The sequence below is a fragment of the Neoaquamicrobium microcysteis genome, assembly GCF_008180155.1.
GTDB lineage: Bacteria > Pseudomonadota > Alphaproteobacteria > Rhizobiales > Rhizobiaceae > Aerobium > Aerobium microcysteis.
The window spans coordinates 263,732-278,093 of sequence record NZ_VSZS01000065.1 but is presented as its reverse complement, the minus strand read 5'-3'; the positions used below and the strand labels follow the sequence as shown (position 1 = coordinate 278,093).

General features: G+C 64.3%; 13 protein-coding genes. 7 read left to right on the top strand and 6 right to left on the bottom strand.

What is annotated here, in order from left to right; all coding sequences use genetic code 11:
• Positions 1-139: 139 nt before the first annotated feature.
• The 3 genes from FY036_RS16690 to FY036_RS16680 form a co-directional block, all read right to left on the bottom strand.
• Entirely contained in the window at positions 140-787 is a 648-nt protein-coding gene (locus FY036_RS16690) for an OmpA family protein (RefSeq protein WP_148915866.1), read from the bottom strand.
• A gap of 102 nt (positions 788-889) precedes the next feature.
• Positions 890-1,429 (bottom strand): GNAT family N-acetyltransferase, encoded by a 540-nt coding sequence (locus tag FY036_RS16685; RefSeq protein WP_148915865.1) that lies wholly within the window; start codon positions 1,427-1,429, stop codon positions 890-892.
• Between the two features lie 5 nt (positions 1,430-1,434).
• The gene (locus tag FY036_RS16680; protein ID WP_148915864.1) at positions 1,435-2,007 is read right to left on the bottom strand and encodes a helix-turn-helix domain-containing protein; all 573 of its coding nucleotides are present in this window, start codon (positions 2,005-2,007) and stop codon (positions 1,435-1,437) included.
• Positions 2,008-2,188: 181 nt separating this feature from the next.
• Between FY036_RS16680 and FY036_RS16675 the strand changes: the two genes are divergently transcribed.
• Complete coding sequence (locus tag FY036_RS16675) at positions 2,189-3,838, top strand: GMC oxidoreductase (RefSeq protein WP_161601155.1); 1,650 nt, start codon at positions 2,189-2,191, stop codon at positions 3,836-3,838.
• On the opposite strand, the gene FY036_RS16670 is transcribed toward FY036_RS16675, so the two are convergent.
• Entirely contained in the window at positions 3,762-4,655 is an 894-nt protein-coding gene (locus tag FY036_RS16670; RefSeq protein WP_210247467.1) for an aldo/keto reductase, read from the bottom strand. The genes FY036_RS16675 and FY036_RS16670 overlap by 77 nt on opposite strands.
• A 236-nt stretch (positions 4,656-4,891) precedes the next feature.
• Here FY036_RS16670 and FY036_RS16665 point away from each other — a divergent pair, with 236 nt between their 5' ends.
• Together FY036_RS16665 and FY036_RS16660 are read left to right on the top strand one after the other, a co-directional pair.
• Positions 4,892-6,145: an NAD(P)/FAD-dependent oxidoreductase gene (locus FY036_RS16665; RefSeq protein WP_148915861.1), complete on the top strand. Its 1,254-nt coding sequence runs from the start codon at positions 4,892-4,894 to the stop codon at positions 6,143-6,145.
• 68 nt (positions 6,146-6,213) lie between these two features.
• Positions 6,214-6,567: an iron chaperone gene (locus FY036_RS16660; RefSeq protein WP_148915860.1), complete on the top strand. Its 354-nt coding sequence runs from the start codon at positions 6,214-6,216 to the stop codon at positions 6,565-6,567.
• A gap of 112 nt (positions 6,568-6,679) precedes the next feature.
• Here FY036_RS16660 and dnaE read toward each other — a convergent pair whose 3' ends face one another.
• Positions 6,680-10,198, bottom strand: a complete 3,519-nt coding sequence (gene dnaE, locus FY036_RS16655) for a DNA polymerase III subunit alpha (protein ID WP_148915859.1) — start codon at positions 10,196-10,198, stop codon at positions 6,680-6,682.
• Positions 10,199-10,298: 100 nt separating this feature from the next.
• Positions 10,299-10,730, bottom strand: coding sequence for a potassium channel family protein (locus tag FY036_RS16650; RefSeq protein WP_148915858.1), 432 nt, complete (start codon positions 10,728-10,730; stop codon positions 10,299-10,301).
• Positions 10,731-10,830: 100 nt separating this feature from the next.
• Between FY036_RS16650 and FY036_RS16645 the strand changes: the two genes are divergently transcribed.
• The 4 genes from FY036_RS16645 to FY036_RS16630 all read left to right on the top strand — a co-directional run bounded on the left by FY036_RS16645 (position 10,831) and on the right by FY036_RS16630 (position 14,361).
• Positions 10,831-11,958 carry an S-(hydroxymethyl)glutathione dehydrogenase/class III alcohol dehydrogenase gene (locus FY036_RS16645; protein WP_148915857.1) on the top strand — a complete coding sequence of 376 codons (1,128 nt, stop codon included), beginning with the start codon at positions 10,831-10,833 and terminating at the stop codon, positions 11,956-11,958.
• Between the two features lie 76 nt (positions 11,959-12,034).
• Positions 12,035-12,835 (top strand): hypothetical protein, encoded by an 801-nt coding sequence (locus FY036_RS16640; RefSeq protein ID WP_148915856.1) that lies wholly within the window; start codon positions 12,035-12,037, stop codon positions 12,833-12,835.
• 105 nt (positions 12,836-12,940) lie between these two features.
• Positions 12,941-13,897 carry an alpha/beta hydrolase gene (locus FY036_RS16635; RefSeq protein ID WP_148915855.1) on the top strand — a complete coding sequence of 319 codons (957 nt, stop codon included), beginning with the start codon at positions 12,941-12,943 and terminating at the stop codon, positions 13,895-13,897.
• Positions 13,897-14,361: a YaiI/YqxD family protein gene (locus FY036_RS16630; RefSeq protein ID WP_201744794.1), complete on the top strand. Its 465-nt coding sequence runs from the start codon at positions 13,897-13,899 to the stop codon at positions 14,359-14,361. The genes FY036_RS16635 and FY036_RS16630 overlap by 1 nt, the downstream gene beginning before the upstream one ends.
• The last annotated feature ends 1 nt before the right edge of the window (position 14,362 follow it).

Sequence of the window (14,362 nt, the reverse complement as noted above, 5' to 3'; positions counted from 1 at the left end):
TTTCGCAACCCGCCCGCCCAGTCGATTCGTTACGCACCATGCCCGGACAAAGAAGGCGCCACCGGCAAAGCGGCGGCGCCCCTGATATGATCCACCCTATGCGTCGGGCCGGCAGTCACGCCAGCGCGATGCTTCCGGCTCAGGTGATCGGCGAGAGATAGATTTCGACGCGGCGATTCTGGGCGCGCCCTTCCGGCGTCGCGTTGGTGGCAACGGGCTGCGACGGGCCGAAACCGTTGATGGCAAAGCGGCGGCCGTCCACGTTCTGCTGCACCAGATAGTTGGCGACAGACGATGCACGGCGCTGCGAAAGCGCCTGGTTGTGCTGCAGGCTGCCAGTCGAGTCCGTGTGGCCGTTGATGTCGACCAGCGTGCGGTTGTACTTGTTCAGTACCAGCGCCACGGCGTTCAGCGTGTTGTGGAAGTTCGGCATCACCTGGTCCTGATCGGTAGCGAAGGTGATGTTGGACGGCATGTTGAGTACGATTTGATCGCCGTTACGCGTCACCGAGACGCCGGTGCCCTGCAGGTACCCGCGCAGTTCAGCTTCCTGCTGGTCCATGTAGGAGCCAACGGCGCCGCCGGCGAGCGCGCCGATGCCGGCGCCGATCAGCGCGTTGCGGCGGTCGTCGCCGCCGGCCAGCATGCCGAGGCCAGCACCTGCCAGCGCGCCAAGCGCCGCGCCGCCAGCAGTACGCGAAACCTGCTGCTCGCCCGTGTAGGGGTTGGTGGTGCAGCCAGCCAGAAACACGCCGGCAGCCGCGCCGATCATCAACTTCTTCATCATGGAAACCCTCTCCTGAATGTCGCTTTCTCGCGAATCCCGGAGCCGTTTTAGCACAGATTGCGGCAAAAACCGGAACGGCCGGCCGTGCCTTGGCCACCGCGCCTACAGAGTCTTGTACATGATAGTCGTGCTGTCCAGCTTGCCGGCATCGAAGGGATCGCGGCAAAAGCGTGGTATCACGCCGACCGTCTCGTAGCCGAGCGAGCTGTATAGCGGTTCGGCGCGGTCACCAGTGCGGGTATCGAGCGTCAGCAGGCTGCGGTCGAGACCGCGCGCATGCCTCTCCAGCTCAGTCATGAGCGCTCTAGCTATGCCGCGCCGGCGAAATTCGGGGTGCACCAGAAGCTTGCGCACTTCGGCGCGGTGGGGTTGGTTTGGCGGCGTGTCGTGGTCGAGTTGCACAGTACCCACGATGCGGCCTTCATCTTCTGCGGCCAGCAGTACCGCGCCGCCGACGAGCAGACCGGGGAGCACCTTGTCACGCCAGAAGGCTTCGGCCTGGCCTAGGGAAAACGGCAGCACGAAGCTGATGCTTGCGCCGTCGTGAACGCAGGCATGGATCAGTGCGGCGAGATCGCCGATCCGCTGTTCGGCCTCCTGCGCCGACAAGGCGGAGATAGCTATGGAGGAAATTTCCGTCATCTGTGTCATACCATGAAGAGAACATAATGGGCGCCGCAACCCGGCGGCGTGGTGAAAACGCTGGTGCCGAAAAGCTGGTAGCGAAGGCTATCGCCGGGTCGCATGTGGTGAGAGCGACCTTGCACGGTGACTTCGAGTTTGCCTTCCAGCAGCCAGAGATGATGTTCGAGGCCCGGCCGCGGCGGCCGGTCGTAGGCAAGGCTGCAACCCGCCTCCAACGTGCATTCCAGCGCTTCGCCCGCCAGCGCGCTCGAAGGCGGTGAAATCGAACGCCGCAGAAAACCGCTTTCCTCGTCACGCCACACCGGTTGCTCTTGCCGAGGAACCATTGGCGCGAACGTGTCCTCCACCATGCGCATCAGCCGCGACAGCGTCATGCCGTAGGCGGCGCACAGCTTTCCCAACACCGCGGTCGTGGGGCTCACCTCTGCGTTTTCCAGCCGCGACAGAGTTGCCCGGCTGACCCCGCTTTCGGCCGCCAGTTCATCAAGAGACCACGCCCGCTCGGCGCGTAACGCCTTGAGCCGCTGTCCAATGAGCCGGTCTATTTCAGATGCATTGAGTACGTCGTTTCCCATATTCGGGAATATTTCCCACAAACGGGATTTAGTCAAGCAAGTGCACGGCCCGGACACTGTCCCGCCCTGCATACCCATTTCGACTATGCCGCGCGCATTCACTATCCTTTTGGTCTGCTGGCAAGCAACGCGCTGCTTGGCTACCGAAGATGTCGGGAGCAACATCAGAACCGTAACAGGCATGCTGATTGAAGGTAACGAGGCGCTATTCGCACGCGCGCATCATGTCTGTGTGGTCGGCGCCGGGCCGGTTGGGCTCGTGGCCGCCATGGAAATGGCAAAGCTCGGCCATTCGGTCACCGTGCTGGAATCGGGCACGATGCAGGTCGATCCGGCCACTCAGCAACTCTCGGACGCGATACGCGTCGATCCGCGCCGCAATGCCGACATGGCGCTAGTTGTGCAGCGGCGCTTCGGCGGGACGTCCAACCTGTGGGGAGCCGGGTGCGTGCCGCTCGATGCGGTGGATTTCGAAAGACGTTCCGTCACCGGCGATGCCCCATGGCCAATTACTTACGCAGAGTTCGCCGAGCATCTGCCGGCCGCCTGCCGCTATGCACACTGCGGGGACGGTTTCACAAACAGGCTGAATGCGCCGATTGCGGATACGGCCTTCAGCACCGACCGGCTGATGCGGTTTGCCGACCCGCCTAGCTTCCTCAAGGCCTATGCAGACGAGATCGCGTCTTCGGATCGCATTACCGCCGTGCTCGGTGTCACGGTCACCGAAATCCGTTTCTCGCAGAACGGTACCGTCTTGGGGCTGGAGGTGCGCCAGCGCGATGGCGTCAGGGGTCTGCTGCGCTGCCGCGCCGTGGTTCTCGCCTGCGGCGGGGTGGAGACGACCAGGCTGCTGCTTGCGGCGCAGGCAAATGCGCCCGAGCGCTTTGGCGGAGAGGCTGGCCCGCTCGGCCGCTACTACATGGGGCACCTGTCGGGCACGCTGGCGGACATCCGCTTCAAGGATGCCGCACTAGACAGCAGCTTCGACTTCTTCCTTGGAGAAGACAGGGCCTATGCACGGCGGCGCATAGTGGCAAGCGACGCGCTACAGGCGCGGGAGGGCCTGACCAACATCGCTTTCTGGCCGACATTGCCGCCAATGCGCGATGCGGCGCATCGTGACCCCGTGCTGTCGATGGCCTATACGGCACTGTCGATCCCACCGCTCGGCCGGAGGCTGGTGAGCGAGTCGCTGCGCCGCATCAACATCGGCGATGGCGGTAACCACGCCGCGCACCTGCGCAACATCGCATTGGGGCTGCCGGCTATTGCGACCACCCTGCCCCGCTTTCTCTATCGGCGCTTTCTGGCGCGGCAACGCCTGCCGGGGCTGCATCTGCGCAATCCTGCAAGGCGCTACGTCCTGCACTATCATGGCGAGCACCTGCCGCAGCCGTGGTCGCGCATCCGGCTGTCGCATGAACGCGACGCCTACGGCATGCCCAAGGCGATCCTCGACCTGCAGTTCAGCGAGGCGGATGCGGTATCGATCGTGCGGACGCATGAACTGCTCGCCCGCTGGCTGGAGCAGAACCGGCTAGGCGAACTCTTGTGGCGAGATGCGCCGCAGCAGCGGCTGGAGCAGGTGCTTGAGCAGGCCGGGGACGGTGTCCACCAGATCGGAACGCTGCGCATGGGCGAAAACGCGCGGCTCGGCGTGGTGGACCGCAACTGCCGCGTCTTCGGCAGCGCCAACCTCTTCGTCGCCGGCAGCGCCGTATTCCCCACCTCGGGGCAGGCAAATCCGACCCTCAGCGCGATTGCGCTAGCGGTGCGTCTGGCCCGTTTCGTTGCGAAGGAAGCCGTCTCGCACGAAATGGTATCGTAGGGGCCTGGTGCGGACAGCCGGAACCCATCGCCAGCCCGGCGGGCAGATCGCGCACGGCACGCCCCAGTCGCGCGATCTCTTCGGGCCGGTTGCTGGCAAGGATCGGCATCGTTGCCGGATAGCGACCGAAGAACCACTCGAGAACCCTTCGGTAGTCGAAACGTCCGCCCCGCGGCGGGCCCTCGCCGTGGCCGATGAGAAACCGGAGGAGCCCGAAGGCGGAGGTGCGCTTGCCCTTGGCGACCTGATCAACCAGCGCCGGCGAAGTGTCGGCAACCTCGAACTGGACCATATCGCCCACCATGGATCCGCCGCCGCAGGCGAGGAAATAGTCGGTTGAAGCGGACACGCCAAAGCGCAGCACCTTGCCGTCACGCTTCAACCTCTCCATCGCTTCGACGGTTTCGAGCACGGCCGGCAGGTCGGCAAGCCCGCGCGGTTCATGAAAGAACAGGCAGTCGAGATAATCGGTCCGCAGCCGCCGCAGCGACTGCTCGACGCTGCGGATCGCCGTTTCCGTCGAAAAGTCGCGTAGGCCGTATTCGCCGCCATAGGAAGGTGAAAAGGTGCGGCGCAGGAACTTGCTGGCGAAATAGAAGGTCGTGTTGCGCCCGCCCAAAGCGCCGGCCGGTATGCCGAACTTGGTGGCCAGCGACACCTGCATGCGCCGCCCCTGCAATACACGTCCCGTTTCCGCCTCGCAAAGCCCGTCGCCATAGGCCGGCGCGAGGTCGAGATGCGTCAGCCCTGCATCTACCGCCCCGCGGACGATGCGTTCCCGCTGACGTCTTGAAAGAACATGGTGAAGGCGCCCCAACCCGAAACCAATTAAGGGCTGAACCTGATGAACATCTTGCATGACCGCCCGTTGCTTCTATCCCGATCAGCAATCATGCCCGCCACCTCGCCGCTCTCAAACCTATCCAAACGGATGAACCGCATACCCGATGCAACTAACCCGCGTACGATACGCCCTTCGGGTGCCATGCCCGCGCCATGGATGCTAAACGGCTTGGGCAGACAGGCGAAACGAGTCGTCACGGAGGCGCGCGCATGAAGCACAGGGTCGTGGTGGTGGGTGCGGGCTTTGCCGGCCTTCAGATGGTGCGGGACCTCAAGGCGGCGGGGTGCGACATCACGCTGATCGACCAGCGCAACCACCACCTGTTTCAGCCGCTGCTCTATCAGGTGGCCACCACGCTGCTCGCCACGTCTGACATCGCGTGGCCGATCCGCCGGGTGGTCAGCTCGCGCAAGGACGTGACTACGCTGCTGGCGACGGTGGAGGGTGTGGACCGCGAGAAGCGCGAGGTCATCCTGAAGGATGCCGGCCGCGTGCCTTTCGATACGCTGGTGATCGCAACCGGCGCCCGCCACGCCTATTTCGGCAATGACCACTGGGAGGTCGATGCGCCGGGTCTGAAAACTCTGGAGGATGCAACAACCATCCGCCGGCGCATCCTTATGGCCTTCGAGCGTGCCGAGATCATCGACGACGAGGCGGAGCGCGAGGCGCTGATGACCTTCGTCGTGATCGGCGCGGGACCCACAGGCGTAGAGCTTGCCGGCATCATCGCAGAGTTGGCCCATCGCATCCTCCCGCGCGAATTTCGCCGCATCGACACCCACCGCGCACGCGTCATGTTGGTTGAGGCAGGCAAACGCATCCTGCCGAGCTTCAAGGAAGACCTTGCCGGCTATGCCACGAGCGCGCTGAGGAAACGCGGTGTCGAGATCCGAACCGGCAAGCCCGTCACGGACTGCTCCGCCGACGGCATCGTCCTCGATGGCGAGCCTGTCGCCGCGCGCACAATCATCTGGGCCGCAGGCGTGCAGGCTTCACCCGCGCGCGAATGGCTTGATGCGGAGGCCGACAAGGCAGGCCGCGTCAAGGTGAGCGAGAACCTGACCCTGCCGGGCGATCCCGCGATCTTCGTGCTCGGCGACACGGCCCACGTGGAATCGGGCGGCAGGCAGGTGCCGGGCATCGCGCCTGCGGCCAAGCAGCAGGGAACGTATGCCGCGCGCACCATCCGGGCGCGGCTTGCGGGCAAGCCCGCGCAGCCTCCATTTCGCTACAGCCATATGGGCGACCTCGCCACCGTTGGACAGAATGCGGCGATCATCGATTTCGGGCGGTTCAGCATGAAGGGACGGCTGGCGTGGTGGGTCTGGGGCGTGGCCCACATCTATTTCCTCATCGGCGCGCGCTCGCGGCTCATGGTGTCGATCAGCTGGCTGTGGAGCTATTTTTCCGGGCAGAACTCGGCGCGCCTCATCACGCAGAAGGACAAGCTGCGCGGGTGAGCGAGGGATCGGAGAGCGCGCTTTAGCCCGCCCTTGAGCGGGAATGAGGCTGAGGCCATACTCGCAGTATGTCCATCGATAGTCATGACGCCTATATTGCCGCCGCACCGGAGCAGTTTCGCTCCGTGCTTGGTCAACTTCGAGCGCAGCTTTCGCGTGCACTCCCGGATGCGATTGAAGTCGTCAAGTACGGCATGCCGGGATTTCAGATCCGAGAAACGATCATCGCCGGCTATGCTGCGTTCAGCAAACAGTGCGGTCTCTATGTCGATCCGGCCGCAATTGCCGTCCATGCCGACGAGATTGCCTCGTTGAAACTGAAGGCGACCAAGACGGGCGTCACGTTCTCGGCGAGCAAGCCCATCGCTGCCGATCTGGTCGAGAAACTGGCAACCAGTTCGCGCAGCAATAAGGGCCTATAGCGCCAGAGCGTCAGCGATGCGCATCTGGTTTACAGCGTGCTGCGTCGAACGTCCCAATTAGTTATTTGGCCGACAGAGGGCAGTTGTCCGCTTTTGGCCTCGAAGTCGCCCCCTAAACCAGTTCCACGTCCACCACACCGTGCACGGCTTTCATGGCCGAGGCGATCTGGGGGGTGATGCGGTAGCGGTCGGGCAGCGATATCTCGATCTCGCCCTGCCCTTCCGGCTTGATGACGATGAAGCTGACCTGCCCCTCGCCGCGCACGGAGAGCTGGCTGGCGATGCCGCCAAGGGGGGCCGGGTCGCGCAGGTAGATGCGCATTTCCTTCTGGTGGCGGACGGCCTCGTCCTCCAGCGCCTGTGCCGTCTGGATGCGCAGGTTCACGCCTTCCGGCCGGTCTTCCGCAGCGACGGTGATGACGACCGAGCGGCCGGGCTCCAGCACGTCGCGGAACTGCGCCAGCGCCTCAGAAAACAGCACCGCCTCAAACTGGCCGGTCGTGTCGGAGAAGTTCACCACGCCCATCTTGTTGCCGGTGCGGGTCTTGCGCTCCTGCTTGGAGGTGATGGTGCCGGCAAGGCGGCCGGCAGTCGCGCCGCGCTTCACGGCGACCTGGAATTCCGCCCAGTTCTGCACCCGCATCTTTTCCAGCAGGGCCTTGTATTCGTCGAGCGGGTGGGCGGAGAGATAGAAACCGACCGCCGCGAACTCGCGATGCAGACGTTCGGCCGGCAGCCACGCGTCGCAGGCCGGCAGTACCAGCTTCTCCGGCTGCGCGCCGAGGGCCGCGCCGAAAATGTCGGTCTGGCCGGAAGCGGCGTTTTCCTGCGCGCGGGCGGCCATGCCCATCATGCGCTCCAGCCCCGCCATGAGCGAAGCTCGGTCGTAGCCGAAGCAGTCGAACGCGCCGGCCGCGATCAGGCTTTCAAAGACGCGCTTGCCGACGATGCGCGGGTCTACCCGCGAGCAGAAATCCTCAAGGCTCTCGAACGGCCGCTCGTTGCGCTTCTCCACGATGTGATCGACGGCCGCTTCGCCCACGCCCTTGATGGCGGCGAGCGAGTAGAAGATGCGGTTATCGCCCACCTCGAACGGCCTGTGCGACGTCTTCACGGACGGCGGCACGACGTCGATGCCCAGGCGCATCGCGTCGGCACTGAAGTCCGCCAGCTTGTCGGTGTTGTTCATGTCGAGCGTCATGGAGGCCGCGAGGAACTCGACCGGATAGTGCGCCTTCAGATAGGCGGTCTGGTAGGAGACGATGGCGTAGGCGGCCGCGTGCGACTTGTTGAAGCCGTAATCCGCGAACTTGGCCAGCAGGTCGAAGATCATGTTCGCCTGCGGCTTGGAGACCGCCTTCTCCATCGCGCCGGTGACGAAGCGCTCGCGCTGCTTGTCCATCTCGGCGCGGATCTTCTTGCCCATGGCGCGGCGCAGAAGGTCTGCCTCGCCGAGCGAATAGCCGGCGAGTTCCTGCGCGATCTGCATCACTTGTTCCTGATAGACGATGACGCCCTGCGTCTCCTTGACGAGATGGTCGATCATCGGGTGGATCGAGGCGATCTCCTCCTCGCCGTGCTTGCGCGCGTTGTAGGTGGGGATGTTCTCCATCGGGCCGGGCCGGTAGAGCGCCACCAGCGCAATGATGTCCTCGATGCGGTCGGGCTTCATGCCGATCAGCGCCTTGCGCATGCCGGCTGATTCCACCTGGAACACCCCCACCACCTCACCTCGCGACAGCATCGCGTAGGTGTCGGGATCGTCCAGCGGGATGGTTGCGAGGTCGATAGCAACGCCGCGGCGACGGATCAGCTTTACCGCCGTTTCCAACACGGTCAGCGTCTTGAGGCCGAGGAAGTCGAACTTGACCAGACCCGCCTGCTCGACCCACTTCATGTTGAACTGGGTGACTGGCATGTCGGAGCGCGGGTCGCGGTACATCGGCACCAGTTCGGACAGCGGCCTGTCGCCGATGACGATGCCGGCGGCGTGCGTGGAGGCGTGGCGGTACAGCCCCTCAAGCTTCATGGCGATGTCGAGCAGGTTCTGGACGACCGGCTCCTTCTCCACCTCCTCGGCAAAGCGCGGCTCGGCCTCCACTGCGTCTTTCAGTTTCACGGGATTGGCGGGGTTTGCAGGCACCATCTTGCAGAGCCGGTCGACCTGCCCGTAAGGCATCTGCAAGACGCGGCCCACGTCGCGCAGCACGGCGCGCGCCTGCAGCGACCCGAAGGTGATGATCTGACCGACCTGGTCGCGGCCGTACTTCTGCTGGACATAGCGGATGACCTCTTCGCGCCGGTCCTGGCAGAAGTCGATATCGAAGTCCGGCATCGACACGCGGTCGGGGTTCAGGAAGCGCTCGAACAGCAGCGAGAAGCGCAGCGGATCGACGTCGGTGATGGTCAGCGCGTAAGCGACCAGCGAGCCCGCGCCCGAACCGCGGCCGGGACCGACGGGTATGTCGTGCGCCTTGGCCCATTTGATGAAGTCGGCAACAATGAGGAAGTAGCCGGGGAACCCCATCTTCGTGATGATGCCGATCTCGAATTCGAGCCTGTCGCGGTAGTTCTGCTCGGTATACCCTGTGGTGGGGCCATGTGCTGCGAGGCGCGCTTCAAGACCCTCGCGGGCCTGTCTTGCAAGCTCGTCGGCCTCGGCGGCCAGCGCCTCATCGGGATTCTGCGTGTCGGCACCGGTGAAGCGTGGCAGGATGGGGTTGCGGGTCTGCGGATAGTACGAGCAGCGCTTGGCGATCTCGACCGTGGAAGCAACGGCCTCGGGCAGATCGGCGAACAGCGCGATCATCTGAGCCTGCGATTTCAGGTGGTGGTCGGGCGTGAGCCGACGGCGGTCGTCCACCGCCACGACCGAGCCGTCGGCGATCGCCAGCAAGGCGTCATGCGCCTCGTAATCGTCGCCGGCTGGAAAGAACGCCTCGTTAGTGGCGACCAGCGGCAGGTCGTGCGTGTAGGCGAGGTCTATCGCCGCGTTTTCGATACTCTTGTCGTAGCCCCTGAAGCGCTGCAACTCGACGTAGAGCCGGTCGCCGAAGGCCTGCTTCAGCTGGATCAGTCGAGCCTCGGCAAGAGCGCGATGGTCAGTCCTGAGTGCTGTTCCGATGGGGCCCCGCTCACCGCCGGTCAGGCAGATGACGCCGCTCGAAAGCTCCGCCAGCCATCCGGCCTCGACATGCGCAGGCCCGCCGGCCGGCACGTCGAGATAGGCGCGCGAGACAAGGCGCACGAGATTGGCGTAGCCCTCCTCGCTGGCCGCGATGAGCACGAGCGGCTGCACGTCAGGCCCCTGCCTGCGGCCCCCATTCTGGCGCGAAGCGTCTGCCGAGGCATCGCCGAATGCGACGTCCATCTGGCAACCGACAATGGGCTGGATGCCGTCCTTGGACGCCTTTTGCGCAAATTCGAGCGCGCCGAAGAGGTTGTTGGTGTCGGTTACGGCGATGGCCGGTGCACGGTCCTTGACGGCGTGGCCGATGATCTTTCCCAGCGGCAGCGCGCCTTCCAGCAGCGAGTACTGCGAGTGCACACGCAGATGCACGAAGGTAGCAGCCTTCGCCGCAGATGCCCCACCGCGCGCGGCAGCCCGTATCGGATCATCCGATATCGCCATCGACCTTCCTCGTATCATACCTTGACAGAATCCCCGCCATTTTCAGTGACGGAACCGGCCGAGTCCACCGCCGGGTCAAGCTTACCAACATGCATTCCGGTCAAAAATGCTCCCCTGCGCCGAACGGGCCGATGCGGATGCCGAGCGCTATGAGATAGGCGGTCGACCAGCCGATCAGCAGAAAGCCGTTCACGCCCTCAAGCGCCGAAAACACGCGCCAGCCGACCGGCGGCACGATATCGCCGTAGCCCAAGGTGCAGAAAGTGGCGATAGAGAAATAGAGCGCGCTTTCGATATCCGGAAAGATGCCGAGGGCCAGATAGGCGGCGGTCCAGATCCAGATCTGGGCACCCAAAACTCCAAAGATGCCAAGGGCCGCGAGCGCCATTGCCAGCATGTGCGTGTGCCTGCGGTCGAGGGGCAGCATGCCCGCAAGGCGGCTCGCTCCATTGCTGACGGCCATCAGGCCGATCATGTGGACGAACACCGTCGTGCCGATCAGCACGGTTGCGAAAAGGAGGTTGTGCAGCATGGCTCGGGCCCCGCAAACACGCGTTCGTCGTACACCGGCTTGAATCGCCGGTTCATTCCTGAAAACGTGTACCCGAAAAATTCATCATTGAGGAATCGCCATGAAGACCCGCGCCGCCGTTGCCGTTGCCGCTGGAAAGCCACTCGAGATCATGGAAGTGAACCTTGAGGGGCCGCGCGAGGGTGAGGTGCTGATCGAGGTCAAGGCGACCGGCATCTGCCACACCGACGAGTTCACCCTGTCGGGAGCGGATCCGGAGGGCATCTTCCCCGCAATCCTCGGCCATGAGGGTGCGGGCGTCGTGGTCGATGTCGGGCCCGGCGTGACCAGCGTCAAGAAGGGCGACCACGTCATCCCGCTCTACACGCCGGAATGCCGCTCCTGCCCGTCCTGCCTTTCGCGCAAGACCAACCTTTGCACCGCAATCCGCGCCACGCAGGGCCAGGGTCTGATGCCGGACGGCACCAGCCGGTTTTCCATCGGCAAGGACAAGATTTTTCACTACATGGGCTGCTCAACCTTCGCCAACCATACGGTCCTGCCGGAGATCGCGGTAGCCAAGGTCAACCCTGAGGCACCGTTCGACAAGATCTGCTACATCGGCTGCGGGGTCACCACCGGCATCGGGGCCGTAATCAACACCGCCAAGGTGGAGATCGGCGCTACGGCGGCCGTGTTCGGCCTCGGCGGCATCGGCCTCAACGTCATCCAGGGCCTGCGGCTTGCTGGCGCCGACATGATTATCGGCGTCGATATCAACAACTCCAAGAAGGAGTGGGGCGAGCGCTTCGGGATGACCCATTTCGTCAATCCCACCGAGATCGACGGCGACGTGGTCTCGCATATCGTCAACCTGACGAAGCGCGGCGCGGACCATATCGGTGGCGCAGACTACACTTTCGATTGCACCGGCAACGTAAAGGTCATGCGCCAAGCCCTTGAATGCGCTCACCGCGGCTGGGGCGAGTCGATCATCATCGGCGTCGCGGGCGCGGGCCAGGAAATCTCGACGCGGCCATTCCAGCTCGTCACGGGGCGGACCTGGAAGGGCACGGCCTTCGGCGGAGCGCGCGGCCGTACCGACGTGCCGAAGATCGTCGACTGGTACATGGACGGAAAAATCCAGATCGACCCGATGATTACGCACACCCTGTCTCTGGACGAGATCAACAAGGGTTTCGACCTGATGCACGCAGGCGAATCCATCCGCGCCGTCGTCGTCTACTGACGCGGTCACGGAACCCTCGCAGCCTCGGCGCATTTTCGGGGCTGAAGGGCGTTTCCACCAAGGCGAGGTCGCGATCATGAAAACCCGAAACGAGGGCCTGCTTCTTCTGGCGGGTATCTCCCTGCTCACGCTTGCCGCTTGCGGGGAAGAGCAGGAAACGGTCGTGCAGTCGCAGGAGCCGCCCGCTGCAGTGGAAGCGCCAAACGCCGTGCCCGGCGAAGACGACCGCTCGGAAGACGCCATGCGCCGTATCGGTCAAGGTGCCGACGCAATCCTGCAAGGGGCGGAGGAACTGACCCGGGACGCCCGGGAGCGGGCGGAGCGCCTGCTTGAGGACTCGGGCCCGGCGCTCGAGCGCGCCGGCGAACTCGCTCGCGAGATCGGTGCATCGCTGGACCAGATAACAAGGCAGGCCCTGCGCGATTTCGAGACGGGCGTCGCACTGCTGCAGCAGCGGATCGACGAATCCACCGCCGATATCGAGCCGGAAACCGGCGATCCGCAGGCGGAACTGCCTCCGCTCGACCGCCTGAGGGCCGACACGCGCGCCGCGGCGCAGGCCGGACCTGCCGGCGTCGGGCCAGACTATGTTGGCGTATGGGCCGGCGATACATCGTCCTGCGGGCGAATCGATGTTGAAGCCGTGGAGATGATGGCGGTGATTACACCCACCACGATGCGCCGCCACGAGAATGTCTGCAACTTCGCCGAGGCGTCGATGACCGATCGAACGGCCACGCTGGCTGCCTCATGCATCGCCGAAGGCGAGATGGAAGACCGGCAGATCATACTCGACATGCCCGACGAAAACACGATCGAGATAGGACAGGCCGGCATGGACGGCACCGCACGGCTGGTGCGCTGCCACCTCCCATAACGCTTCGGCATCAAAGGCGGCGCCATCTTTCCGGACGGATGGAACCTTCCCCGCCGCCGCGCTATCCTGTGGCCCGATTTGGCAGACAGGGGTTCAATGGGTCGCATGTTGAAGCGGGTAGCGGTTTGGGCAGTAACGTCGCTGGTTGCAGGGTTCGCCGTGTTTTTCGTCTATGGAAGCTGGCAGACCTATACCACGCTAGACCGCATCCTGACCGTGGGCGCACCGACCGCACAAAACAGCGGCTGGCCGACACCTGAAACTGCGGCCGACATCGGCTATCGCGGCAATCCCATGGAGGCTTATGGCTATCCGTTCGAGGAGATCGCACTGGAGACGGAACTTGGTGCAGCGCCGGCGTGGCTGGTGCCGGCGCAGGGCGGTACACTCGACGGCACATGGGGTATCGTGGTGCATGGCATCGGCGGACGGCGCGAGAACGGCTACCGCTTCCTCCCGGCGTTTCATGAGGCGGGCATGGCGACGATGCTCATCTCGTACCGCAACGACGAGGGCACGCCCGCATCGCCGGACGGACGCTACGCCTTCGGCCTGACGGAATGGCGCGACCTCGAGGCGGCTGCGCAATACGCGCTCGACAATGGCGCCGACGCACTGGTTCTGCTTGGCGAATCCATGGGTGGCGGCATCGTCGGGCAGTTTCTGCGGCGGTCCGAACATGCCGCCAGCGTGAAGGCGGTCGTGCTTGACGCCGCCGCCATCGACTATCGGGCGATACTCGTGTCGGCGATGAAGCGCGAGGGAGCGCCCCTGCCCGACCTGCTTGCAACAGGCGGCATGTGGATTGCGGCAAAGCGCCAGCCTTTCGACTTGCGCGAAGCGGTCACCACCGGCGACTTTGCCGCCTTCGACGGCCCAATCTTCGTTTCGCACGGAGCCGGCGACCGGATCGTGCCCGTCGAACTTTCCGACGAACTGATGGAAAAGCGAAGCGCGCCGAGCGAGTATCTACGCACCAGAGCCGACCACATCCTGTCATGGAAGGAAGACCCGGCCCGATACGACGCGGCGTTGCTGGCATTCCTGCGGACGGTGCAATGATCGCGGCGCCCCACATCTACGTCGATGCAGACGCCTGCCCAGTCAAGGACGAGGCGACGAGAGTGGCCGAACGCCACGGGCTGATACTGACCTTCGTTTCCAATGGCGGCCTTCGCCCTTCCCGCGACCCGATGATACGCAGTGTCGTCGTATCCAAGGGTGCGGACGCGGCCGACGACTGGATCGTTGAGAACGCGACGCAAAACGACATCGCGATCACAGCGGACGTGCTGCTTGCCGCTCGGCTCGTGGCCAACGGGGTCCATGTCCTTGGGCCCACCGGACGACCGTTCACGCCCGAATCGATCGGCATAGCGGTGGCGATGCGCGATCTCAAGCAGCACCTGCGCGAGACCGGCGAGATCAGAGGCTTCAATCCCGGTTTCTCGCAGAAAGACCGCTCGGCATTCCTCTCCGCGCTCGACCAGACCGTCAGACGGGCGGTCAAAGCGACAGCGCCCTGAT

Bases quoted from the DNA above. Each gene is read 5' to 3' on its own strand.
- FY036_RS16665 (WP_148915861.1), top strand. From the start codon at position 4,892: ATGAAGCACAGGGTCGTGGTGGTGGGTGCGGGCTTTGCCGGCCTTCAG.
- FY036_RS16680 (WP_148915864.1), bottom strand. From the start codon at position 2,007: ATGGGAAACGACGTACTCAATGCATCTGAAATAGACCGGCTCATTGGA.
- FY036_RS16640 (WP_148915856.1), top strand. From the start codon at position 12,035: ATGAAAACCCGAAACGAGGGCCTGCTTCTTCTGGCGGGTATCTCCCTG.
- FY036_RS16645 (WP_148915857.1), top strand. From the start codon at position 10,831: ATGAAGACCCGCGCCGCCGTTGCCGTTGCCGCTGGAAAGCCACTCGAG.
- FY036_RS16690 (WP_148915866.1), bottom strand. From the start codon at position 787: ATGATGAAGAAGTTGATGATCGGCGCGGCTGCCGGCGTGTTTCTGGCT.
- FY036_RS16650 (WP_148915858.1), bottom strand. From the start codon at position 10,730: ATGCTGCACAACCTCCTTTTCGCAACCGTGCTGATCGGCACGACGGTG.
- FY036_RS16635 (WP_148915855.1), top strand. From the start codon at position 12,941: ATGTTGAAGCGGGTAGCGGTTTGGGCAGTAACGTCGCTGGTTGCAGGG.
- FY036_RS16660 (WP_148915860.1), top strand. From the start codon at position 6,214: ATGTCCATCGATAGTCATGACGCCTATATTGCCGCCGCACCGGAGCAG.
- FY036_RS16685 (WP_148915865.1), bottom strand. From the start codon at position 1,429: ATGACGGAAATTTCCTCCATAGCTATCTCCGCCTTGTCGGCGCAGGAG.
- dnaE (WP_148915859.1), bottom strand. From the start codon at position 10,198: ATGGCGATATCGGATGATCCGATACGGGCTGCCGCGCGCGGTGGGGCA.
- FY036_RS16675 (WP_161601155.1), top strand. From the start codon at position 2,189: ATGCTGATTGAAGGTAACGAGGCGCTATTCGCACGCGCGCATCATGTC.